Here is a 21777-nt window from a genome sequence, read left to right as displayed (position 1 = left end):
CCCCTGCCGCACGAGCAGGGGCCCGGCCGTCGGAGCATGCGGCGCCGTGGGGACCGATCGGCTAGCGGGCGAGTATCAGGCTCATCGCCTCGGCGCGGGTCGCGGCGTCGCGCAGCTGGCCGCGGACGGCCGAGGTCGTGGTCTTGGCCCCGGGCTTGCGCACCCCGCGCATCGTCATGCACATGTGCTCGCACTCGATGACGACGATCACGCCGCGCGGCTCCAGGATCTCCATCAGGGAGTCCGCGATCTGCGTGGTCAGCCGCTCCTGGACCTGCGGGCGCCGGGCGAACACATCGACCAGCCGCGCCAGCTTCGACAGCCCGGTGATCTTCCCGTCCGCGGACGGGATGTAGCCGACGTGCGCCACCCCGACGAACGGCACCAGGTGATGCTCGCAGCTGGACACCAGCTCGATGTCCTTGACCAGCACCATCTCGTCGTGGCCCAGATCGAACGTGGTCGTGAGCACGTCCTCCGGCTTCTGCCACAGACCGGCGAAGATCTCCTTGTACGCCCGTGCCACCCGCGCCGGCGTCTCCAGCAGCCCCTCGCGGTCCGGGTCCTCGCCCACCGCGATGAGCAGCTCGCGGACGGCGTTCTCGGCGCGCTTCTCGTCGAAAGTGCCGATCTTGCCGTCGACGTCCAGCGTCACAGGGTCGGTCATGTGGTGCCTCGTTCCTTCTGCGCCCGCTCGAAATCGCGGAATGCCGCGCCCCCCAGGTTAAGCCTGGGGGGCGCGGCAGTTATTCCGGGGCCCGAGGGCAGCTGCGGGATCAGCTCTCGGGGTGCTGCTCCTCCGGAGACTCCGCCGCCTTCTTCTCGATGGAGACGGTGGCGTTCGTCGTCACGGAGCCGTTGGCCGGGGCCAGCTCCTTCGGCGACAGCACCGGCGGGCGGCTGGAGGGCGTACGGCGCGAGGAGCCGGTCCACGCCGGGCGGGCCGGGCGCTTGACCACGTGCTTGAAGAGCTCGGCGATCTCGTCCTTGTTGAGCGTCTCCTTCTCCAGGAGCGTCAGGACGAGGTTGTCCAGCACATCGCGGTTCTCGACCAGGATCTCCCACGCCTCGTTGTGCGCGGTCTCGATGAGCTTCTTGACTTCCTCATCGACCAGCGCGGCGATCTCTTCCGAGTAGTCGCGCTGGTGACCCATCTCACGGCCCAGGAAGGGCTCGGAGTTGTCGGTGCCGAACTTGATCGCGCCGAGCCGCTCGGTCATGCCGTACTGCGTGACCATCGCGCGGGCCGTGGCGGTGGCCTTCTCGATGTCGTTCGCGGCGCCCGTGGTCGGGTCGTGGAAGACCAGCTCCTCCGCCGCGCGGCCGCCCAGCATGTACGCCAGCTGGTCGAGCATCTCGTTGCGGGTGGTGGAGTACTTGTCCTCGTCGGGCAGGACCATGGTGTAGCCCAGGGCCCGGCCGCGGGACAGGATCGTGATCTTGTGGACCGGGTCGGAGTTCGGTGAGGCCGCCGCGACCAGGGCGTGTCCGCCCTCGTGGTACGCGGTGATCTTCTTCTCCTTCTCGGACATGATCCGGGTCCGCTTCTGCGGGCCGGCCACGACGCGGTCGATCGCCTCGTCCAGGAAGTGGTTGTTGATCAGCTTCGCGTCGCTCCGGGCCGTCAGCAGCGCGGCCTCGTTGAGCACGTTCGACAGATCGGCACCGGTGAAGCCGGGGGTGCGCTTGGCGACGGCCGAGAGGTCGACGTCCGGCGCGACCGGCTTGCCCTTCTGGTGGACCTTGAGGATCTCCAGGCGGCCCTGCAGGTCCGGACGGTCGACGGCGATCTGCCGGTCGAAACGGCCGGGACGCAGCAGCGCCGGGTCGAGGATGTCCGGACGGTTCGTGGCGGCGATCAGGATGACGCCGCCCTTCACGTCGAAGCCGTCCATCTCGACCAGCAGCTGGTTGAGGGTCTGCTCACGCTCGTCGTGGCCACCGCCCAGGCCCGCACCGCGGTGCCGGCCGACGGCGTCGATCTCGTCGACGAAGACGATCGCCGGGGCGTTCGCCTTGGCCTGCTCGAAGAGGTCACGGACCCGGGAGGCGCCGACGCCGACGAACATCTCGACGAAGTCGGAACCGGAGATCGAGTAGAACGGGACGCCCGCCTCGCCGGCGACGGCGCGCGCGAGCAGGGTCTTGCCCGTTCCGGGCGGGCCGTACAGCAGCACACCCTTGGGGATCTTGGCGCCCACGGCCTGGAACTTCGCCGGCTCCTGGAGGAACTCCTTGATCTCGTGGAGCTCCTCGACGGCCTCGTCCGACCCCGCGACGTCCGAGAACGTCGTCTTCGGGGTGTCCTTCGTGATCAGCTTCGCCTTCGACTTCCCGAAGTTCATCACCCGGGAGCCACCGCCCTGCGCCTGGTTCATCAGGAACAGGAAGATGATGGGAAGGAGGATGAAGGGGAGCAGCGTGATCAGGACGCCGACGAACGGGTTCTGCTTCGACGGGGAGACGGTGTAACCGTCCTTGATCTCGCCCGTCTGGTACTTGGCCTGCAGGTTCTTCGCCACGTCGACGCCCTGGTCGCCGATGTAGCTGGCCTGGATCTTGTTGGAGCCCTCAATCTTGTTGGAGCCCGACAACTCGATCTTGATCTTGTTTTCGTCACCGGTGGTCAGCTCGGCGGATTTCACCTTGTTGTCAGCGATCGCCTTGACGACCTGACCGGTGTCCACCGTCTTGTAGCCGCCGGACGAGCCGACGACTTGCATCAACACGACCACGGCGAGGACGGCCAGCACGATCCACATGACCGGCCCACGGAAGTATCGCTTCACGTCCATCCATACGGAGCCGTTGAGGCCCCGTCCCTCCTGCCACAGTGAGGCACAACGCCCTGGGGAGGGCTGGTCGTGCGTACGGTGTATTACTGGCCCGAAAAAGAATTGCCTTCGGACGGTACCCCAGCATCGTCACCCGGCGCCTGCGCCGACAGTGAACATGCAGCCGGGGATTCTGCTCTCCCTGCTCCAACGGCGGGAAGCCCCGAAGGGTTCCCGCCGGTCCGCGGGAGCTTCCTCAGCCGCCGTAGACGTGCGGCGCGAGAGTACCGACGAACGGCAGATTGCGGTACTTCTCCGCGAAGTCCAGGCCATAGCCGACGACGAACTCGTTCGGGATGTCGAAGCCGATCCACTTCACGTCGATCGCGACCTTGGCCGCGTCCGGCTTGCGCAGCAGGGTGCAGACCTCCAGCGAGGCCGGCTCCCGGGAGCCGAGGTTCGACAGCAGCCAGGACAGCGTCAGGCCGGAGTCGATGATGTCCTCGACGATCAAGACGTGCTTGCCCTTGATGTCGGTGTCGAGGTCCTTGAGGATGCGGACCACACCGGAGGACTGGGTGCCCGCGCCGTAGGAGGACACGGCCATCCAGTCCATGGTGACGGGGGTGGACAGCGCGCGCGCCAGGTCCGCCATGACCATCACGGCGCCCTTGAGGACACCGACGATGAGCAGGTCCTTGCCCGCGTACTCCGCGTCGATCTTCGCCGCCAGCTCCGCCAGCTTCGCGTCGATCTCTTCCTTGCTGATGAGTACCGATTGAAGGTCGGCGCCCATGTCCTTGTCGTCCACCCGTGCCACTCTCGCTCTGTTCGGTGTTCGCGTCAGTCGTGAGACTTCGGTGCGGGGCAGCGTCTGCGGCTCAGCCCTGCCGGATGACCAGTCTGCCACCCTGCCGTCGCACACCCACTCGCCCGGGGAGGTTGATGGCTCCCTGCCCCCTCCAGGCCGTGATCAGGCGGTCCACTTCCTCGATGTGGCGGGCGAAGAGCGAACCGGCCGGTGAGCCGGCGGCGATGACGGCCCGGCGCAGCACCCGGCGGCGGACCGCGGGGGGCAGGGCGAACAGGGCGGCGACGTCGAGGGTGCCGGCCTCGTCGAGGACCGTGCCCTCGGCGTCCGCGGCCCAGGCGTCCAGGGCGTCGGCGTCGTCGCGGGAGAGCTGTGCGGTGCGGGCCAGGGCCTCGACGACGCCCTTGCCGAGCGCCTTCTCCAGCGCGGGCAGGCCCTCGTGGCGGAGCCGGGAGCGGGTGTAGGCGGGGTCGGTGTTGTGCGGGTCGTCCCAGACGGGCAGCGACTGGATCAGACAGGCCTTGCGGGCGGTCTGGCGGTCCACGTCGAGGAAGGGGCGGCGGTAGCGCCCGCCGCGGCCGCTGGTCGCCGCCATGCCGGACAGCGAGCGGGTACCGGAGCCGCGGGCGAGACCGAGCAGCACTGTCTCCGCCTGGTCGTCGCGGGTGTGGCCGAGGAGGACGGCGGTGGCGCCGTGGCGCTCGGCGACGGCGTCCAGGGCGGCGTAGCGGGCGTCGCGGGCGGCGGCTTCGGGCCCACCCTCCCGTCGTCCGCCGCCACCACGGTAGCCGGCACCGTGCGCCACCGGGTGGGCTTCGCCGACCCGGACGGCGACGGCCTCGACGGGGTCCAGCCGCAGGCCCCGCAGGCGCAGGGCGACCTCGGCGGCGCGGAGGTCCGAGCCCTCCTGGAGGCCGTGGTCGATGGTGACGCCCCCGGCGCGGACCCCGAGCTTGGGGGCCTCGAAGGCGAGAGCGGAGGCGAGCGCCATGGAATCGGCGCCGCCGGAGCAGGCGACGAGCACGAGCGGGGGCTCGGGCCGGTCCTGCGTGCAGTGGTGGGTGAGGACGTCGTGGAGTACGCGGCGGACCGCCAGGCGTATCGCGGCGACCGCTGGATGGGGACCCATGTCCGTTTCCAATCGTTCAGCTGGGGAGCCTCGGGCCGTGAGGCCCAACTTCGTCACACAGAGTGCCTAGATGGTGACAGAGGCGAGCGGTTCCCCGAGCATTGCACGCCTATCCATCCGTATCGGTCCCTCAGACGGGTGATTGAAGGGGCGCGCTACTGCCGCCCGGCGTGCCCAGCTCACGCCGTTCGCTTACGGTGCCCCGTCCGCCTTGCGGTGCACCCGCGCGATCCAGTCCGCCGGTTTGGCGATCTCTTGTTTGGTGGGGAGGGTGTTCGGCGACGTCCAGACGCGGTTGAAGCCGTCCATGCCAACCTCCTCGACGACCGCGCTGACGAACCGCTCGCCGTCGCGGTACTGCCGGAGCTTGGCGTCCAGTCCGAGCAGCTTGCGCAGCGCCTGGTCGAGCCGGCCCGCGCCGCTGGCCCGGCGCTTTTGGAACTTCTCGCGGATCTCGGCGACGGTGGGCACGACATCGGGGCCCACCCCGTCCATCACGAAGTCGGCGTGCCCCTCCAGCAGGGACATCACGGCGGTCAGCCGGCCGAGGATCTCGCGCTGCGCGGGGGTCTGGACGAGATCGACGAGCGAGCGGTCGTCCTCGCCCTCCTCGCCCTCGGGCTTGGCGCCGGCCAGCGACTGGGCGGCCTCGCGCAGCCGCTCCAGGAGGGCGCCGGGGTCGATGTCCGTCTCGCTGAGGAAGGACTGGATCTCGCCCTCGATGTGGTCGCGCAGCCACGGGACGGCGGTGAACTGGGTGCGGTGGGTCTCCTCGTGGAGGCACACCCACAGCCGGAAGTCGTGCGGGGAGACCTCCAGCTCACGCTCGACGTGCACGATGTTCGGCGCGACGAGCAGCAGCCGGCCGCCCTGTGCCGCGGCCGGCAGGTCCCGGGAGGCCGGGGCGAACGTCTCGTACTGGCCCAGGACCCGGGAGGCCAGGAACGACAGCAGCATGCCCAGTTCCACACCGGTGACCTTGCCGCCGACGGCGCCGAGCACCGCGCCGCCGGGGACCGTCGAGCGGCGGTCCTCCATCTTGGCCAGCAGCGGCTTGAGCACGGCACGGAACCCGGCGACGTTCGCCTTGATCCAGCCGGGACGGTCCACGACGAGGACCGGGGTGTCGTGCGGCTCCTCGCCCGTCGCGTCGGGCTGTGCCATGCGCGTGAAGGCGCGGACGTGCGCCTCGGAGGCCTTGGCGTGCTTGCGCAGCTCGGCGACGATCGCGCGTGCCTCGTCCCGGCTCACCTCGGGACCCGGCCGCACGAAGCGGGTCGCGGTCGCGACCGCGAGATTCCAGTCGACCATCTCGGTTCCACCGATGCTCGTCATGAGTTCACCGTACGTGGGCGCCTGGCGTGGGGGTAGCCGACTGTCGCCTTCCCGCGCTGTCGGCTTTCCCGCCGGGGGGCTCGCCGTGTGTCGCCCACTGCGCGGTGCGGCTCCGCTGCGCTTTGACTTGGCCCCGTTTTCGGCGTTCCCGCCGTTGCCGGTCCGCTGCGCTTTGCCACGGCCCCGTTTTCGGCGTTCCCGCCGTTGCGCCTGCGGCGGGCGGGGTCCGCTGCGCGGGGCTGTCGGGTGCGGTGACGGGCCTCCGGGGTCGGTGTGTGGGACTGCTTCGCTTTACGTCCCACACACCGACCCCTCCGGCCCGCCCCCTCCCGTGGGGGGAGGGAGGAGGGCCGGTGGGGGTGGAGGTGGCGGGTCGGTGTCTGCTGTTCCGCCTTAGCGGCAGCCGCAGTTGGCTACTGCTGAGGCGAGTTTGTCCAGGGCGGACTGGGCGCCTTGGGGGTCGGTGGTGCCGGTGGTCATGAAGGAGAAGACCAGGAGGCGGCCGTCGGCGTCGACGACGGTGCCGGCCAGGGTGTTCACGCCGGTGAGGGTGCCGGTCTTGGCGCGGACGGCGCCGGCGCCGGCGCTCTGGCCCCGGTAGCGGTTGCTGAGAGTGCCGGTGAAGGCGGCCACCGGCAGGCCGGTGACGACCGGGCGCAGGGCCGGGTGGTCGCTCGCCGCGGCCTGCAGCAGGAGGTGGGAGAGCAGGCCGGCGCTGACCTTGTCGTCGCGGTTCAGGCCGCTGCCGTCCTTGAAGACGGCACCGGACAGCGGCAGGTGCTGCCGGGCAAGGGCGGTGCGGACGGCGTCCCCGGCGCCCGCGAAGCTGGCCGGACGACGGGAGCCGAGCGCGGTCTGCCGGGCCAGGGCCTCGGCGATGTCGTTGTCGCTGTTGGTGAGCATCCGCTCGACGAGCCCGGACAGCGGCAGGGAGTGGACGGCGGCGATCCGCTCGGGCTTCCGGGGCGCCTTGGCACCGGCCGGGTCGCCGTCGACGGTGATGCCGCGCTGGTGGAGCAGGCCGGCGAAGGTGCGGGCCGCGGCGTGGGCCGGGTCGGACTCGCGGGGCGCCGGGCCGTGCTCGCTGTCGTCGAGGCGGGCCTCGTCGGCCATCAGCGCGGTGACCGGGGCGAGGTTCTCGTTCGGGCCGATGGGGTGCTCGACGGGGCCCGAGTAGGCGCCGGTGTCGTAGCCGAGGCCGACCTTGGTGAGGTGGCGCCGCTTGAGGGCGCGGGCGGTGGCGTCTGCGAGGGTGCGCAGATTCGCGGGCTGCTCCTCGGCACCGTGCCGCGGGGCCCGGGCGGTGAGGGTGGGGTCGCCGGCGCCGACCAGCACGATGCGGTCCTTGCCGGACAGCACGACGCCGGTGTCGATGCGGTGGTCGGGGCCGAGCACGGAGAGCGCGGCGACGGCGGTGGCGAGCTTGACCGTGGAGGCGGGGGTGGCGGCCTTGTTCTGCCCGTCGCCGAAGACCTCCCGGCCGGCGGCGACGTCCACGACGGAGGCCGTGCGCACCGGGCCGAGGGCCGGGTCCGCCAGCAGCGGGGCGAGCGCGTCGGCCAGCCCGGCGTCGGTGGGCACGGGGGCCGCGCCGCGGCCGGCGGCACCGTGCGCGGGGGCGCCGAGCGCGGGCAGCACGGCCGGTGCGCTGGGTGCGGGAGCCGGCTGCGCGGCGTGATGCTCGCCACTGGCGCCGTCCATCACCGCCGCCTCCGCGCGCTCGGCCGTACGCTGACCCGAGTCCCACGGTCCGGCCGCCGCCACCGCGACGAGCGCGACCGCCAGGCCGGTGCCCGCGGAGACCACCGTGAGCCGCCAGGTCTGCTGTGTGTGACGCGGTGTGGCCTGCCAGGCCTGCCGTGCGGCATCGGCCGCTGCCCGCGCCGACCGGTTCGCGGCATGCGCCGACGTGCGCACGGCCTGCCCGGCCGACCCCGCCGCCGTGCGCGCGGAACGCTGCGCCGACTGCCATCTGACCTGCCACGTTCTGGTCTCCGGCACCTCGGACCAGCCCCTTTCGCCACCACACACCTGCGTGGGGGACACTTAATCACCAGACGTATGTGTTGATCATGGAGGAGCCACCCGTGGAGTTCGACGTCACCATCGAGATCCCGAAGGGTTCGCGGAACAAGTACGAGGTGGACCACGAGACCGGTCGGATCCGCCTGGACCGTCGACTCTTCACCTCGACCAGCTACCCGGCCGACTACGGCTTTGTCGAGAACACCCTGGGCGAGGACGGCGACCCGCTGGACGCCCTGGTCATCCTGGACGAGCCGACCTTCCCCGGCTGCCTCATCAAGTGCCGTGCCATCGGCATGTTCCGGATGACCGACGAGGCCGGCGGCGACGACAAGCTGCTGTGCGTGCCGGCGTCCGACCCGCGCGTGGAGCACCTGCGGGACATCCACCACGTGTCGGAGTTCGACCGCCTGGAGATCCAGCACTTCTTCGAGGTCTACAAGGACCTGGAGCCCGGCAAGTCCGTCGAGGGCGCCGACTGGGTCGGCCGCACCGAGGCCGAGGCCGAGATCGAGGCCTCCTACAAGCGCCTTGAGGCGCAGGGCGGCGCGCACTGATCCAGGGTCACCGACCCGGCGTCCGGCCCGCTTCCCGCGGCCGCCGTGCGCCGGGAGGGGCACTCTGATTTTCGTACGCGAACGGGCGGCACCCAGTCGGGTGCCGCCCGTCGTGCGTGTCACGGGTCGCCGGCGGACGGCGGTGTCCGGGGCGGGGCGGGGTCGGGCCGGCTCCGGCCGCGGGCAGGGGCGCGGCGGCCGTGCGCGGAGGCGCCTTGGGCGGCCTGCGACGGCCCGCAGGAGGCTCGGCCCCGCGCGGGGCGTGGGCGTGGACGGGAACGGCTGGCGGGCCCCGGGTGAGGGGCAGCCGTCACGCGGAGGCGAGGGCGGGGGCCGCGGCGGCCTTCTCGACCGGTGCGGCGCGCTTCTCGTTCTCCAGGAAGACGTAGAGCAGTGCCGGGTGGGTGGCGCCGAAGGCCAGCACGAAGCGGTTGAGGCCCATGAACTGACCGATTCCCAGGTGGAACAGCGTCATGGAGCCGAGATAGGCCTTGGCGGCGGGCTTGGGCAGCACGAAGACCAGCGGGAAGCCGACCTCGGCGGCGACCGTGGCCCAGGTCACCAGCTTTCCCAGCATCGGGTACTTGTGCACCAGCTGGAAGAGGCGCGGGTCCCCGTAGTTGTGCGTGCGGATGACGCCGCTGAAGGCCTCCCCGCTCAGCCACACCGGGGAGACCAGCTTGACCACGCCGGAGGCGACGTAGGAGATGGTCGTCTCCAGGGCCAGGGCGCGCATGGCCACGTCACGGGCCTTCTCGTCGTCCTTGAAGGTGCCGGTCGAGGCGAGGACCACGTTGACCACCTGCTGGAGCTGGTCGGCGCCGTCCCCGCCGAAGGGGGTGTGCAGTCGGCCGGCCGCACCGGTCACCGCCAGCACGGCGCTGCCCGCCGCGCGCACGCCGCGCTTGTGCGCCCAGATCATGGTGGCGGCGGAAGCACCCGCCTGCACTCCGTACAGGGCGACCGCTGCCTTCTTGGAGCTGAGGGCGCGGGTCAGCCGCGGAAAGCGCTTGGCGAACCGGGGCCGCATGCTCTCCAGTTGGCCGCTCAGCAGCTCACCTTCCTCGAACTTGCGGTGCTGGCTCAGCATTTCCAGTGCGGAGACCAGCGTGCCCAGCGAAGCCACTCGGCGTGCCGTGACCTCGGGTGGAGCGCTGAGAAACATGGGTGAGTGCTCCCTGTGAGTGGAGAGGATGAGGTGGGTATCAAAAGGCGGGGGCGCGGTACGTGTATCGGGCGTACCGTGCCCCCGCCCTCATTGATCGGTCGCCGATGGATCAGCCGGCGATGTTGTGCGTGATCTTGTCGACCGCGACCGCGGTGGCGGAGGTCGCCGCGAAACCGATCGGCGTCGCCTCCGGGGTGGCGATGGTCGCCAGCGGGGTCATCATGGTCGGGGTCGCGTCGGCGCCGATACGGCCCGGCTCCACGTCGACCAGCTGGGCGTTGGCAAAGTCAGCCAGCATAGACATTGCTGTCCTCTTTCTTTCGGTTGTGAGCACTCCGGCCATTCGGCGGGAGGGCACGGACTCACGCGGGGGTGGAGCTGCCGAGTGAGTGCGCGGCTTCCGGCCGAGCGGGCCTGAAAAAACTGCTAGGCGGCTGTCGGAAGAGTCCGGGGACGGGGCGTGCCGGCGGTCGGCAGCGCGATCTCCTCGGAGACGAAGAAGGGCTCGATCTCCCGGTTCTCCGGGGCGGCGAGGTAGGAGTGCATCAGCAGGAACTGGCTGTGCGAGGCTCCTTCGGCGTGCGGCAGGTGGTGCTGGATGTAGCGGGAGAGCAGCACGTATCCGGGCGACCACACCACGGGGCCCATCTCCGACCCGGCGGCCGCCGCGCGGGCGCGGATGCCCTGGACGGCGTCGAACAGGGCCTTGGGGGAACGGTTGCGGGCGTTCCAGGCGAGGGCGTACCAGGGCCGGTCGCGGGTGACCGGGATCTCCTTCCACTCGCCGGGCGTGCCGTCGGTGAGGTCCCGGTAGAGCAGATGACTGTCCTTGACGCCCGGATTCGGCCCGAAGAAGCGCCAGTTGGGGGTCGGTATCCGCCGCTTGCCGCACCACAGGAGACTGTCGAAGCGCGTATCGGGCAGCTGCGCCGCGGCGGTCACGACGAGCCAGGTGGCGAGCGAGGCCGTGACCGCGGCCGTCTTCACGCGTTCGGTGTTCACGCTCAGGTTCACGTCAGCTCCTCTTCGCGCCCGCGGCGGTCTTGGCGGCGGGACGGTCCGCGGCGGACCGCCGCCGTGGTTGCGGGGCGGCCGGACCGGTCGGGGGATCGCCGGCGATCACCGCTGCCACCTGCTCGGCGTGTGCCTGGACGGTGAGCAGCGACTCGTGATCGGCGCCGTCGATGATGCGGTGGCGGGAACTCTTCGCCAGGGCGGCCATCTTGGCCTGGACCGCGTGGTGGGCGGCGTTGTCCCCGTGGTTGTTCTCCGCCGTGATCACGCTCAGCGGGACGTCCAGGCCGGTGAGGGCCGGGTAGGTCATCGCGTCGAGGTAGTCCCGGTAGGCCAGGGCCCAGGTGCGGGGCTCCGCCAGGAACGCGGTGGAGCTCCGGTTGATGTCCGGGCGGTAGGTCTTGTTCTTGTTCAGGGCGGGGCGGAAGACCGACAGGCCGGCCAGGGCGTACACCCGCTCCATGAGCATCGACTGCTGCGACCAGCGGTCGACCTCGCTGCGCCGGGAACTGCGCAGATGGGCCACGTCGGTGGCGTCGACCATGACCACCGCGCTCACGCCTTCCGCCGCGCCGGGGTGGAGCGAGGCATAGGCGGCGACGAAGTACCCGCCGAGGGAGTGGCCGGCCAGCACCAGCGGGAGGCCGGCGGCGTACGTCTCGCGCAATTCCTGCAGCAGCGCGAAATGCCGCTCCAGACCGTAGCGCGTGCTCGGTGTGCTGAGCCCGTAGCCGGGAGCGTTGAACCGCACATATCCCATGTCCGCGGGAAGCGCCCCGCAGACCCAGTCCCAGTATTCATGGGGCATGCCCATACCGTTGTCCAGCAGGACAACGCGACGGGCCTGCGGAGGAATATCGACGGCCACCTCGACAAGGCTTCCGTCCGGCCGCTCGTGCAGCATGAAGCGGCGCGCACGTTCACGTCTGCCGGTGAATCGCATTACTGCGCCGGCCAGCAGACTCGCGCCCGCCAGTCCGGAAATTCCTACGGCAAACTGGCGCTCCAAAGACGCCACATTCCCTCCCCCGTGATTCGAAGTGGCTGATACCAAGGAATCTAGCACGCACGGCCGGACTCAAATAATGAGTTAGTTGACCCTCCGGCCGGGGTGGGTATTCCCCCGGGGCGCCGGAACACGGCCGATGACACTTCTGCTGTACTTCCGGAGTTCTATGTAAAGCTCGCCTATCGTGGCCTTCAGCGTGGCGTTTTCTTTGATCAGTTCCGCTATCCGCGACGCGCTCTCGGAGTCCCTGCCGCCTTCACCGGCCAGGCCGTTACGGCCGCCCTCGATGAACTGTCGACGCCAGTTGGATACGGACTGTTCGGAGACCGCCGCTTCCCGCGCGGCTTCCGCTGCGGTCAGTTCACCGGACACCACTCTGAGTACGAGGGCGAATTTCTTGTCGGTCGGCAATATCGGAGGACGTCCCACGGCAACCCTCTTCTGTCATCTGCGCTGTTGTGTGTGCTGCCGTCTTTCAGGGCTTGACGTAGCAGCAGATGAACATGGGGGCCCGCTCGCCGTACGGGGAGCCGTCCCACCGCGCCAGGTGGGCCTCGGGCCGCAGCCCGGCCGCGCGGGCGTAGCCGTCGATGTCGTCCGGGGTGGTCAGCCGGGTGAGTTCGGATCCCACCCGGGTGGTGCCGTCGGGCTGGTAGAGGATGTGCGAGCAGTGCCACAGACCGCCGTCGAGCAGCGTGGAGTGGGTCTGCACACCGGTGCCGGGCTCCGGGTAGGGGACGAAGTAGGTGGTGCGGGTGCGTCCCTCGTGCAGTTCCAGGATCGGCGGCTTGTTGTGGGTCTCGATCACCAGCCGGCCGCCGGGGGTGAGGAGATCGGCCGCGCGCTGCACGGCCTGCTGCTGGTCCTCGGGGGTGTGCAGGATCGACAGGGTGGCGCAGACGCAATACACGAGGGCGTATCGGGATTCCGAGGTATAGGTGCGGATGTCACCGTGCACCGGCTCGACGTCGCCGCCGTCCTTCAGTTTGACGCGCAGTGCGTCCAGCATCTCCGGTGAGGAGTCCACGCCGGTCACCCGGCCGATACGCGCGGAGAGCGGGAGGGCTATCCGCCCCGTGCCGACGCCGAACTCAAGGGCTCCCGTCCCGGGTGCGGGATGGAGGGCCGCCAGCCCTTCCACCGCCTCATCGGTAATCCCGTCATCCGGGATCAGCCGGTCGTACCAGCCCTTGAACTGTCGCCCATAGCCAATGTCTTCAACCCCGTTTTGCACCCGAGCTTCCTCTCATTATCCCCACTGCCGGTGCCGATGGGAACGTCGCGAAGCCGAGGAGCTGGAACGAGGCAAGACGTGATTCGCCAACAAGGCGGCGCGGGATCACCGCAGCCGTCTGCATGGTTGGTCAGACCAGCAGTTCCTGTCGATCCAGTGAGGACGCCTCAACGGAGCGTGTGGGGGGGTACTTACATTTGAGACAATATCAGGTCGCTATGGCCTGTCCAATGAATTTTCGGCGGCCCGCTCCACGCCACCGAGCGCACCCTGTACGTCACTTGACGGAGCATCACGCATCACTCTCCGCATTTACCGGCGGGGCCGTTTCCGAATGGCACGGGCGTGGGCGCCAGGCCGGGTGCACTGTGTATACCGAAACACCGCCGAAGGGTGGAGAGAGCTGCCATATAGCCGGACATGCCGTGCACACCGGGCCCCGGCGGAGTGGCCGAGGAGCACAGGAAGACCCCGGGCAGCGGTGTCCGGTAAGGGTCGATGCGGGGAACGGGCCGGACGAGGCTCTGATACAGCGTCATGGCGCCGGAACCGATGTCCCCGCCCACGTAGTTGGGGTTGTACGCCTCATAGTGGGCAGCCGCCGTCGAGCGGTGGGCGAGGACCGTGTCCCCGAAGCCCGGGGCGTAGCGCTCGATGCGGGCGCGCACCAGCTCGTAGGGGTCGGTGGGATCGCCGTTCGGCACATGCGCGTAGGCCCACACGGGGCGCTTGCCGGGCAGCGCGCGGCCGGGGTCGGCCACCGCCGGGTCCACGAGGAGGACGAAGGGCTCGCCGGTCCGCACCCCGCGCGCGGTCAGGGTCTCCTGCCGGACGATCTCGGCACGGGTGCCGCCCAGATGCACCGTTCCGGCCAGCCCCACCGCCGGGTCGGCCCAGGGAATCGGCTCGGAGACCAGGAAGTCGACCTTGGCGGCGCCCGGGCCGTAGCGGAAACGCTCCAGGGCGCGGGCGTAGGCGCGGGGCAGCCGGCCGCCGGCCAGGGCCAGGAAGCCCTTCGGGCTGGTGTCGAGCAACACCGCGCGGGCGCCGCGCAGTTGCTCCAGGTCCTCGATGGTGACCCCGGTGTGGAAGACGCCGCCGTGCGCGGTGATGTCCTGGGCCATCGCCTCGGCGAGGCGGCCGCTGCCGCCGCGCGGAAGGGGCCATCCCGTCCCGTGGGCGAGGTGGCCGAGCAGCAGGGCCACCGCGCCGGAGGCGAGGCTCGGCAGCTTGCCGACCGCGTGCGCGGCGACGCCGGTGAGCAGGGCGGCCGCCTCCTCGCCACGGAAGTGTGCCGCGCCGAGCCCGGTGCCGTGGACGGCCAGCCGGTGCGCCAGCAGCACGGCGGCCGCCGGGTCCCGCGGCAGCCCGCGCGGGCCGGAGAAGACCAGGTCGACGACGCCCGCGCTGTGCTCCCGCAGCGGGCCCATCAGCCGCCGCCAGCGGGGGCCGTCGACGCCCAGGTGCGCACAGGTCTCGGCCAGCGAGCGGTAGGCGAGGGCCGCGCGGCCGCCGTCCAGGGGGTGGGCGTAGCTGATCTCGGGGTGCAGGAGGTCGACCCCGCGGGCCGCCAGGTCGAACTCCCGGAAGAACGGCGAGGCGGCGGCCATGGGGTGGACGGCGGAGCACAGGTCGTGCACGACGCCGCTGTCGAAGAGCGGGGCGGTGCGCAGCCCGCCGCCGAGGGTCTCGGCCCCCTCGTAGAGCTCCACCGTCAGGCCGGCCCGGGCCAGGACCACCCCGGCCGCCAGCCCGTTGGGCCCGGTGCCCACGATCGCCACGTCGGCGGTGCTCACCAGCGCTCCTCCTGGGTGATCGGCCGCAGGCGCACGGTCTGTTCGGTGAGGCCGGCGTACGCGGGCCAGCCGATCGCGAGGGCGGGCGGCGGTGCCCAGGGTTCCATGGGCACGGGGGCGGCCGCCGGGGCGGCCCGGCCGGGTCCGGCGTGCAGTTGCGAGCCCGCCAGCCGCCGGTAGAGCTCGTCGTGCTCCATCAGGTCCTGGTGGACGCCGGTGGCCCGGACCCGGCCGCCCTCCAGCACCACGATCTTCTCGGCGTCGATCACCGTGGAGATCCGGTGGGCGATGGCGATGACCGCGCACTGCCGGGAGACCCGGCGCAGCACGTCGCGGAAGTCCCGCTCCGAGTCGGAGTCGAGATTGGAGGTGGCCTCGTCCAGCAGCATGACCGCGGGCTTCTGCAGCAGGGTGCGGGCGATGCACAGGCGCTGTCGCTGGCCGCCGGACAACCCGCTGCCCTGGTCGCCGAGTTCGGTGTCCAGGCCCTGCGGCAGCTGGGCGATCACGGTGGTGAGGCCGGCCATCTCCACCGCCTCCTGGATGTCGTACTCCGTCGCGTGCGGCTGGGCGTAGGTCAGGTTGTCGCGGACCGTGCCGCGCATGGCGGCGCTGTCCTGCTGGACGTAGCCGACCAGCCCGCGGACCGTGTCGAGCGGCAGCGCCTCGATGTTCTGCCCGCTGAGCTGGACGCGGCCGCCGTCCGCCGCGTAGAAGCGCTCGATCAGCTGGAACATGGTGGTCTTGCCCGCGCCGGACGGTCCGACGATCGCGGTCAGCCCGCGCGCCGGCACGGTGAACGAGACGCCCCGGAGCACCGGCGTGCGGTCCTCCTGCTTCCCGCGCCGGTAGGCGAACCGCACGTCGTGGAACTCCACCGCCGGGCGTTGCCGGGCGAGCGGTCCGAAGGCCGCGGGGGCCCGGCCGGCCGTCGCGCCGCCGCCCTCCTGGGGCAGCCGGGCCAGTTCGTCGACCCGCTGGATGGCGGCCCGGCCCTGGACGAACTGGCCCACCCCCATGAAGAACGTCACCAGGGGCGAGACCAGTTGGAAGAGGTACATGATGAACGAGGTGAGCGTGGCCATGTTCATCTCGCCGCGGGCCACCCAGGACATCCCGACGCCCACGACGACGGCCAGCGCGCCCTGCGTGCCGACGTTCATCGACGGCATGAGCAGGGCGTTGAAGGCGTTGACCCGGATGCCCGAACGCCGCGCCTGGTCGGCCAGCCTGCCGATCCGGGCGGCCTCGCGGGGCTCGGCGCGGGAGGCCTTGACCGTGGGCAGCGCGGAGAGCACCCGCTGGATGTCGCTCGCGAATTCGCCGGTGTCGTCGCGGTTCTCCAGGGCGACCTTGCGCAGCTTGCGGGCGAGCGCGAGGGACAGGACGCTGGCGGCTCCCAGGCAGCTCATGGTGATGAGCATCAGCCAGGTGTCGATGAGGAACATCAGGACGACGCCGCCGATGACCGTGGCACCGCTGATGATCAGTTGGGCCAGGCTCTGCGAAAGGGCGATTTTCACCAGTGAGGTATCGGTGACCGTGCGGGTGAAGATATCGCCCTGGGATTGTTTTCCGAATGCGGTGAGATCGGCGCGCAGCAGCCGGCCGGTCAGGATCTCTCGGACGTCGAAGACGATATTCTCCCCGGCCCGGCCGATAATGTAGGCCTGGAGCGAGGAAAAGAGGGCGCCCGCGCAGAAGAGCCCGACGAGCTGGGCGATGGGTTGTGCCAGCGACTCGTCGCGGCCCGCCGCCGCGATCAGTTTGCCGATGGCCCAGGGCTGGGTGAGCGAGGCGGCGACCCCGAGCAGCCCCAGCAGCACGCCCGTGACCAGCAGCGTGGTGTGTTGTCGAAAGACACCGGCCACCGACTCGGCGCCGTTTTCGGTCCCGCCTCTCAGGCTCGCTCTGTGCGCATGACCCGCCATGAGTGCTCCCCCCGTTTTGACGACAGTCGCTTTTTTGCGCGCGACAGCCCGGTCTGCTGGGGATTCGTCGTCAAGGTGTTCGAAGCTAGCACGCCGTCCGGTATCAAGTTATGGGTTACTTGATGTGCCGGCGCGGCACCCTCGGGCAAAAGGCAGCAGTGCGCGAAAGGCGTCAGTTAAGTGCTGCGCTGCTTACTTGGGAAGCGGTCGCATACGGCCTGCCGAGCACCCTGGAGGACGGCCGGCCGGTGCGGCCGCAGGCACCGACCGCACCGCGGGTGCCGCCCGGTGGGCGGCACCCGCGGTGGGCGTGGAGCGCGCCAAGGATTCGCCCTCCACCCGATGAGGTACTTTTCCGGCCGGGGCGCCCCGTCCGATGACGCCGCGTCCCGCCCTAGAAACCACGGGTGCGCTTGGCGGCGCGGCGGCCGGCGGCGGCCTCCTCGACGCCGGGCGCGCGCAGGAACAGCCGGGCGATCTCGGCACCGAGGTTCACCCCGACGGCGATGGCGAGCGCCAGCGAGGCGGCCTGCACCAGGGACGGCAGCCCCTGCGCCAGATGCCCCTGGGCGAAGTTGAGCAGACCGAAGTACGTGGCGCTACCGGGCAGCAGCGGGCCGATGGCCGCCGTGACGTACGGCAGCGCCGACGCGTAGCGGTAGCGGGAGAGCAACTGCCCGAAGAGTCCGACCACGCCGGCGGCGATGGCGGTGGCCGGCACCACATTGATGTCGGCGCGGTGCACGAGGGTGCCGTAGACGACCCAGGCGACCCCGCCGTTCAGCGTCGCGAACGCCACGGTGTTGCGTTCCTGTTGGAGCAGCACACAGAAGGCCAGCGCCAGCAGCATGGCGGCGATGATCTGGACCGTCGGCGCGTTGTACTGACCCAGCGCCTGCTCCGGGTTGAGCCGCCGCAGGGCGGGGTTCAGCTGCAGACCGATATAGAGCACGCTGAGCACGCCGACGACGATGCCGACGATGAGATAGCCGACCTCCAGCAGACGTGCGGCGGCGGTGATGTAGTAGCCCGTCAGCCCGTCGTGCACACCGGCGACCAGGGCCCGCCCCGGGATCAGCGCGAACAGCCCACCGGTGATCACCGCGGACGCCTGGATGCTGGCGTGCGCCAGACCGAAGGCGACGCCGACCGCGGCGGGCGGCATCGCGGCGACCACGAACTGGTAGAACTCCGGCAGCCCGCGCCCGGAGGCGAGCCAGGCCAGCCGGTCGCCGAGCATCGAGCCCACCGCGGCCGCGACGAACACCAGTTCCTGACCGCCGACCAGCATCGAGGCCGCGCCGGACAGCAGCCCGGAGGCCAGGGTCAGCGCCCAGCTGGGGTACGGGTGGCGGTTACGCCGGATCTCGGCGAGACCGCGGTAGGCCTCCTCAAGGGTGATGCCCTCCGAGGCGATGTCGTCGACGAGCCGGAAGACCGCGGACAGCCGGTTGTAGTCGACGCCGCGGCGCCGGACCGTGCGGCTGGCCGTCACCGGGTCGTCGACCAGCGAGGGCTGGTAGGAGATCGACAGCAGGGTGAACGTGACGGTCGGCTCGACGCGCTCCAGCCCGTAGGCGTGCGCCACACCGAACATCGCGGCCTCGACGTCCTCCGCGCCCTCGCCGCCGGCCAGCAGGATCTCGCCGATACGCAGCGTCAGGTCGAGGACGCGGGGAACGGCCGGACCGGTCTCCTCGTCGTCGCGCTCCGGGCGCTCGGGCACCGGCCGCTCCCCCACCGGCATCCGCAGCATCGTGCGCATCCGGTCCTGCCAGGGCGCCTCCTTGGTGAGGCGGACGACCGGTATGCCGTGCGGCGGGGTGAAGGCGGCGCCCATGGCGGTGGCGCCGACGGGCATCGGGTGCTGGCCGGTGGTGCTGCTGGGCGGCGTGAACGCCGAGCCCTCCTGCTCGGCCGGCGTCTCCGGGCGCAGCCCGGCGGGCAGCGCGAACTCCGAGGTGGGATGCTCCTCCTCGGGGGCCGGCGGGTACGGCACGCCCAGCGGCGGGGTGAAGGCGCTGTGCGCCTCGTCCGACGCGGGCTTGCGCTCCTCGGGGGCGGCGCCGCGGTCCGGGGCACCGCTGCCGCCGCTGCTGCCGCTGGTACCGCGCTGGCCGCGCTGTGGGTCCGACGCCACGGATCTTCGCTCCTCGTAAGCCTCCTGACGGATGTCAAGGACACGATGCCTGATGGCCGTGCGCTGCGCTTCCTTGGGGCGGGCGTTTTCGGCTGTGGCGCCGTGCGGATCGGAGGAAGTCACCCCTTTCGCCTGCCCAGGGCCCCGGGGAGCAAGCACCGCGGGCGGCCTCCCGGGGGAGGCGGGCGGAGGCGAAGGGTGTGGCGCGGCGTGGCAGGGAGCCCGGCGGCGGGGCCGGGCGCGCGGTCAGCGCTTGGCGTGCCGGCCGCGGCGCGAGGGCTCGGCGGGGGCGCCGCCCCCGTGGGTGTCCGGCGCGCTGCCTTCCTTCTTGGCCTTGCCGCGCGCCCGGAGGAACTCGATGGCGATCGGCACCACCGAGACCAGCACGATCGCGATGAGGATCAGCTCGATGTTCTTGTGGACGAAGGCGACGTTGCCGAGCAGGGCGCCGAGCAGCGTGACCCCGGCGCCCCACAGGACACCGCCGACGACGTTGAAGGTGATGAAGGAGCGGTAGTTCATCCGGCTCACACCGGCGATGATCGGCGTGAACGTCCGCACGATCGGCACGAAGCGGGCCAGGATCAGCGACTTGGGGCCGTACTTCTCGAAGAACTCGTGCGCCTTCTCGACGTTCTCCTGCTTGAAGAGGCGGGAGTCGGGGCGCTTGAAGAGCGAGGGGCCGACCTTGCGGCCGAAGAGGTAGCCCACCTGATCGCCGATGACGGCCGCGAGCACGATCAGGAAGCACACCAGCGCCAGCGGCTGGTCCAGCTTGTTCGTCGTCACCAGCAGGCCCGTGGTGAACAGCAGCGCGTCACCCGGCAGGAAGAAGCCGATCAGCAGGCCGGACTCCGCGAAGACGATGACCAGGACGCCGATCAGGCCGAAGGTCGCGATCAGATAGTCCGGGTCCAGCCACTGGGGGCCGAGCGCGAGAGTATTCACGGGGTGAAGGCTCCTGGGTCGAGGGCGCCGGATCGTGCGGTGCGACGAGCGAAGCGACGGGGTGCAGGCGCGTGTGCGGGCCCAAAGCTATCAACGCCGGACGGCACGTCGTGGTTCCAGGCGGGCGCCCGCGCCCCCACCCGACGGCCCCCGACCGCTGGCCGCGGGCCCCGGACCGGGTGATGCTGGCCACGAGGAGGTGTGCGGCATGGGCATCGAGGAGTACGGCGGCGGGCAGCACGCCCAGTCCGACGTCCTGGTGGTGACGACCAACGACGTCCCGGGGTTTCACGTGGAACGGGTGATCGGCGAGGTCTTCGGCCTGACGGTGCGCTCGCGGCACCTCGGCAGCCAGATCGGCGCGGGCCTGAAGTCGATGATCGGCGGCGAGCTGCGGGGCCTGACCAAGACCCTGGTCGAGACCCGTAACCAGGCGATGGAGCGGCTGGTGGAGCAGGCCCGCTCGCGGGGTGCGAACGCGGTGCTGATGTTCCGCTTCGATGTGACGGAGGCCGCGGACGTGGGCACCGAGGTGTGCGCCTACGGCACGGCCGTGGTGCTCTCCCCGCTGAGCTGAGCGCGCCGGCGCGGCACCGTCCGGGCCGGGGCGCGAGTGCCCGGCCCGGACGGCTCACAGCCGGCGGACGGCGTTGGCCGGCATCGCGTCGCGCAGGTACACCGCGAGGCCGGGCCGGATGGCCTCGTAGGTGGCGGTGAACCGCTCGTCCGTGACGTACATCTCGCCGAGCCCGGCATGCGTCTCGTGGCTGCACCCGTAGTACGCGCCGCTGATGAACCGCCGGTGCTCCTCGGCGACGTCCATGGCCTCGGCGGCGTCCGCCGGCACGCCCCGGAGGTCGTGCCGGCGCCGCAGATGGTCCTGCGGGTCCGCGTCCGGATCGTCCAGGAGGACCGCGACCTCATCGAGCGGGAACCCGAGCTCCCGGTAGAAGAGGATCTGCTGCAGCCGGTCCAGGTCGTCCTCGCCGTAGCGGCGGTGACCTGCGGGGCTGCGCTCACCGGGCGGCAGCAGCCCGATCTCGTCGTAGTGGTGCAAGGTACGCACGGTGATCCCGGCGAGGCCGGCCACCTGCCCTACCGGATAGCTCACGTCCGCTCCCTCCTCGGTACGCACCCCACGATGGCTCCTCACGCCGCGTGAGGGGCAAGTCCGGATCCTGGAATACGGGGAGCGGGCCGCACACGGGTGAGATCCTGCCGCTCATGCTGGGGATAACGGATCTGTCCACCTATCTGGTGGGGCTGGCGCTGATCATTCTGCTGCCGGGCCCGAACTCGCTCTATGTCGTGTCGGTGGCCGCCCGGCGCGGCCCGCGGGTGGCCTACCGGGCGGCGGCCGGTGTGCTGTGCGGCGACACCGTGCTGATGACGCTGTCGGCGGGCGGGGTGGCCTCGCTGCTGCAGACCAGCCCGGTGCTGTTCGCCGTCGTCAAGTTCGCCGGCGCGGGCTATCTGACGTGGCTGGCGGCCGGGATGCTACGCGGCGCCTGGGCGCTGTGGCGCGGCCGTCAGGACCGCCGGGACCAAGAGGCGGAGCGGGCGCCGCGGGCGGCGAAGGAGGCCGTCGAGCGGCCGTACCGCCGGGCGCTGGTGGTCAGTCTGCTCAACCCGAAGGCGATCTTGTTCTTCATCTCCTTCTTCGTGCAGTTCGTGGACCCCTCGTACGCCCATCCGGTGCTGTCGTTCCTGACGCTGGGCGCCTGGGCACAGCTGTTCAGCCTCACGTATCTGTCGGTCCTGATCTTCAGCGGGACGTATCTGGCGGCGACCTTCCGCCGGCGCCGGCGACTGACGGCCGGGCTGTCGGCGGGCGCCGGGGCGGCGTTCCTCGGCTTCGCGGCGAAGCTGTCGCTGGCGAGCGCGGGCTAGCGCGGGCTGGGCGACT

The 21777-nt window shown here is 71.0% G+C and carries 20 protein-coding genes; 3 read left to right on the top strand and 17 right to left on the bottom strand.

Translation table 11 applies throughout. From position 1 onward, the window contains the following. Positions 1 to 61: 61 nt before the first annotated feature. The 6 genes from folE to dacB all read right to left on the bottom strand — a co-directional run bounded on the left by folE (position 62) and on the right by dacB (position 8050). Complete coding sequence (gene folE, locus ACQP17_RS20520; protein ID WP_364880437.1) at positions 62 to 667, bottom strand: GTP cyclohydrolase I FolE; 606 nt, start codon at positions 665 to 667, stop codon at positions 62 to 64. Positions 668 to 776: 109 nt separating this feature from the next. Continuing rightward, complete coding sequence (gene ftsH, locus ACQP17_RS20515; RefSeq protein WP_433857583.1) at positions 777 to 2795, bottom strand: ATP-dependent zinc metalloprotease FtsH; 2019 nt, start codon at positions 2793 to 2795, stop codon at positions 777 to 779. 235 nt (positions 2796 to 3030) lie between these two features. Next, positions 3031 to 3570, bottom strand: a complete 540-nt coding sequence (gene hpt, locus ACQP17_RS20510; RefSeq protein ID WP_030066146.1) for a hypoxanthine phosphoribosyltransferase — start codon at positions 3568 to 3570, stop codon at positions 3031 to 3033. 85 nt (positions 3571 to 3655) lie between these two features. After that, positions 3656 to 4714 (bottom strand): tRNA lysidine(34) synthetase TilS, encoded by a 1059-nt coding sequence (gene tilS / locus ACQP17_RS20505; protein WP_433857582.1) that lies wholly within the window; start codon positions 4712 to 4714, stop codon positions 3656 to 3658. A 192-nt stretch (positions 4715 to 4906) separates the two neighbouring features. Beyond that, a complete protein-coding gene (locus tag ACQP17_RS20500; protein WP_433857581.1) occupies positions 4907 to 6049 on the bottom strand; it encodes a zinc-dependent metalloprotease in 1143 nt (380 codons plus the stop codon). Positions 6050 to 6442: 393 nt separating this feature from the next. Next, positions 6443 to 8050, bottom strand: a complete 1608-nt coding sequence (dacB, locus tag ACQP17_RS20495) for a D-alanyl-D-alanine carboxypeptidase/D-alanyl-D-alanine endopeptidase (protein ID WP_433857580.1) — start codon at positions 8048 to 8050, stop codon at positions 6443 to 6445. A gap of 86 nt (positions 8051 to 8136) precedes the next feature. Here dacB and ACQP17_RS20490 point away from each other — a divergent pair, with 86 nt between their 5' ends. After that, positions 8137 to 8631, top strand: coding sequence for an inorganic diphosphatase (locus tag ACQP17_RS20490; protein WP_018959738.1), 495 nt, complete (start codon positions 8137 to 8139; stop codon positions 8629 to 8631). Between the two features lie 310 nt (positions 8632 to 8941). On the opposite strand, the gene ACQP17_RS20485 is transcribed toward ACQP17_RS20490, so the two are convergent. From ACQP17_RS20485 to ACQP17_RS20440, 10 genes are all read right to left on the bottom strand, one after another. Beyond that, positions 8942 to 9796, bottom strand: a complete 855-nt coding sequence (locus ACQP17_RS20485; RefSeq protein WP_433857579.1) for a hypothetical protein — start codon at positions 9794 to 9796, stop codon at positions 8942 to 8944. Between the two features lie 112 nt (positions 9797 to 9908). Then, complete coding sequence (locus ACQP17_RS20480) at positions 9909 to 10103, bottom strand: linaridin family RiPP (protein ID WP_329148114.1); 195 nt, start codon at positions 10101 to 10103, stop codon at positions 9909 to 9911. A gap of 122 nt (positions 10104 to 10225) precedes the next feature. Then, positions 10226 to 10813, bottom strand: a complete 588-nt coding sequence (locus ACQP17_RS20475) for a hypothetical protein (protein WP_433857578.1) — start codon at positions 10811 to 10813, stop codon at positions 10226 to 10228. A 1-nt stretch (position 10814) separates the two neighbouring features. Continuing rightward, entirely contained in the window at positions 10815 to 11621 is an 807-nt protein-coding gene (locus ACQP17_RS20470; protein WP_433857577.1) for an alpha/beta fold hydrolase, read from the bottom strand. Between the two features lie 282 nt (positions 11622 to 11903). After that, a complete protein-coding gene (locus ACQP17_RS20465; protein WP_229700096.1) occupies positions 11904 to 12233 on the bottom strand; it encodes a helix-turn-helix domain-containing protein in 330 nt (109 codons plus the stop codon). A 64-nt stretch (positions 12234 to 12297) separates the two neighbouring features. Continuing rightward, complete coding sequence (locus tag ACQP17_RS20460; RefSeq protein WP_433857576.1) at positions 12298 to 13056, bottom strand: class I SAM-dependent methyltransferase; 759 nt, start codon at positions 13054 to 13056, stop codon at positions 12298 to 12300. Between the two features lie 299 nt (positions 13057 to 13355). Further along, positions 13356 to 14852 (bottom strand): phytoene desaturase family protein, encoded by a 1497-nt coding sequence (locus tag ACQP17_RS20455; protein ID WP_433857575.1) that lies wholly within the window; start codon positions 14850 to 14852, stop codon positions 13356 to 13358. Further along, a complete protein-coding gene (locus ACQP17_RS20450) occupies positions 14849 to 16723 on the bottom strand; it encodes an ABC transporter ATP-binding protein (RefSeq protein WP_433857574.1) in 1875 nt (624 codons plus the stop codon). Before ACQP17_RS20450 ends, ACQP17_RS20455 begins: the two co-directional genes overlap by 4 nt. 454 nt (positions 16724 to 17177) lie before the next feature. Beyond that, positions 17178 to 18923 (bottom strand): threonine/serine exporter family protein, encoded by a 1746-nt coding sequence (locus tag ACQP17_RS20445; RefSeq protein WP_433857573.1) that lies wholly within the window; start codon positions 18921 to 18923, stop codon positions 17178 to 17180. 246 nt (positions 18924 to 19169) lie between these two features. Continuing rightward, a complete protein-coding gene (locus ACQP17_RS20440; RefSeq protein ID WP_433857572.1) occupies positions 19170 to 19871 on the bottom strand; it encodes a DedA family protein in 702 nt (233 codons plus the stop codon). A gap of 208 nt (positions 19872 to 20079) precedes the next feature. Between ACQP17_RS20440 and ACQP17_RS20435 the strand changes: the two genes are divergently transcribed. Next, complete coding sequence (locus ACQP17_RS20435) at positions 20080 to 20448, top strand: YbjQ family protein (protein WP_189100660.1); 369 nt, start codon at positions 20080 to 20082, stop codon at positions 20446 to 20448. A 54-nt stretch (positions 20449 to 20502) separates the two neighbouring features. On the opposite strand, the gene ACQP17_RS20430 is transcribed toward ACQP17_RS20435, so the two are convergent. After that, a complete protein-coding gene (locus ACQP17_RS20430) occupies positions 20503 to 20982 on the bottom strand; it encodes a MerR family transcriptional regulator (protein ID WP_433857571.1) in 480 nt (159 codons plus the stop codon). Between the two features lie 113 nt (positions 20983 to 21095). Here ACQP17_RS20430 and leuE point away from each other — a divergent pair, with 113 nt between their 5' ends. Continuing rightward, positions 21096 to 21761 (top strand): leucine efflux protein LeuE, encoded by a 666-nt coding sequence (gene leuE / locus ACQP17_RS20425; protein ID WP_433857570.1) that lies wholly within the window; start codon positions 21096 to 21098, stop codon positions 21759 to 21761. Positions 21762 to 21777 lie beyond the last annotated feature (16 nt).

Source organism: Streptomyces kronopolitis (assembly GCF_050953795.1).
Lineage (GTDB): Bacteria > Actinomycetota > Actinomycetes > Streptomycetales > Streptomycetaceae > Streptomyces > Streptomyces kronopolitis_A.
The sequence above is the reverse complement of the archived record's forward strand: the minus strand, read 5'-3'. Positions and strand labels throughout refer to the sequence as shown.

What these genes read in the sequence shown, in the direction of transcription:
- tilS (WP_433857582.1), bottom strand. Translation starts at nt 4,714, where the DNA reads ATGGGTCCCCATCCAGCGGTCGCCGCGATACGCCTGGCGGTCCGCCGC.
- hpt (WP_030066146.1), bottom strand. Translation starts at nt 3,570, where the DNA reads ATGGGCGCCGACCTTCAATCGGTACTCATCAGCAAGGAAGAGATCGAC.
- ACQP17_RS20435 (WP_189100660.1), top strand. Translation starts at nt 20,080, where the DNA reads ATGGGCATCGAGGAGTACGGCGGCGGGCAGCACGCCCAGTCCGACGTC.
- ACQP17_RS20480 (WP_329148114.1), bottom strand. Translation starts at nt 10,103, where the DNA reads ATGTCTATGCTGGCTGACTTTGCCAACGCCCAGCTGGTCGACGTGGAG.
- folE (WP_364880437.1), bottom strand. Translation starts at nt 667, where the DNA reads ATGACCGACCCTGTGACGCTGGACGTCGACGGCAAGATCGGCACTTTC.
- ACQP17_RS20485 (WP_433857579.1), bottom strand. Translation starts at nt 9,796, where the DNA reads ATGTTTCTCAGCGCTCCACCCGAGGTCACGGCACGCCGAGTGGCTTCG.
- ACQP17_RS20500 (WP_433857581.1), bottom strand. Translation starts at nt 6,049, where the DNA reads ATGACGAGCATCGGTGGAACCGAGATGGTCGACTGGAATCTCGCGGTC.
- ftsH (WP_433857583.1), bottom strand. Translation starts at nt 2,795, where the DNA reads ATGGACGTGAAGCGATACTTCCGTGGGCCGGTCATGTGGATCGTGCTG.
- leuE (WP_433857570.1), top strand. Translation starts at nt 21,096, where the DNA reads ATGCTGGGGATAACGGATCTGTCCACCTATCTGGTGGGGCTGGCGCTG.
- ACQP17_RS20470 (WP_433857577.1), bottom strand. Translation starts at nt 11,621, where the DNA reads ATGCCCCATGAATACTGGGACTGGGTCTGCGGGGCGCTTCCCGCGGAC.